Here is a 622-nt window from a genome sequence, read left to right as displayed (position 1 = left end):
AATATAATTTGGATACAAGGAAGCCGAGTGAAAGCCCTATAATTAGTAGACTAAGCAAGGCTGACACCGTATCCCACTTATAGAGGATTGACTACATAACGACTAATAAAGGAGATGACCATGGGTTCTCCAATCCCTGATGCACACAAGCCTGACCTGCCTGCTGAGCAAATCACCCTGACCTATCATGATGGCACCTCTCGGACTGTCTATGATACAGGTGTAGAGCGCCCTTACCCAGATGGTAAGCTCATTGTCTCGCGTACCGATTTAGACGGCGTTATCACTCACGTCAACGATGCCTTTGTCGAGATTAGTGGCTACCACGTCGATGAGCTAATTGGCCAACAGCACTATATTCTGCGTCATCCTGATATGCCAAAAGCCGCTTACAAAGACCTGTGGGATACTGCTGAGTCTGGACAAAAATGGCATGGCTATGTCAAAAACTTATGCAAAGACGGTAGTCACTACTGGGTATATGCCACGGTCGTGCCCAACGTTCGCCGCGGCGTAACCGTAGGATATACCTCAGTACGCCGTAAGCCATCACGCAGCAAAATCGAAGCGGCAATGGCTCAGTACGCCCAAATGAAACAAGATGAGGAAGGCTAAATCATGA

Annotated in this window: 1 protein-coding gene; it reads left to right on the top strand. The window is 47.9% G+C overall.

Annotation, left to right across the window (positions count from 1 at the left end; translation table 11 throughout):
* The first annotated feature begins 120 nt into the window (after nucleotides 1-120).
* A complete protein-coding gene (locus ACS8FC_RS18805; protein WP_439297908.1) occupies nucleotides 121-615 on the top strand; it encodes a PAS domain-containing protein in 495 nt (164 codons plus the stop codon).
* Nucleotides 616-622 lie beyond the last annotated feature (7 nt).

The sequence above is a fragment of the Psychrobacter sp. 1Y4 genome, from assembly GCF_051847555.1.
This window is presented reverse-complemented; position numbering and strand designations above follow the sequence as displayed.

Coding starts and splice junctions, on each gene's coding strand:
- ACS8FC_RS18805 (WP_439297908.1), top strand. CDS start 121: ATGGGTTCTCCAATCCCTGATGCACACAAGCCTGACCTGCCTGCTGAG.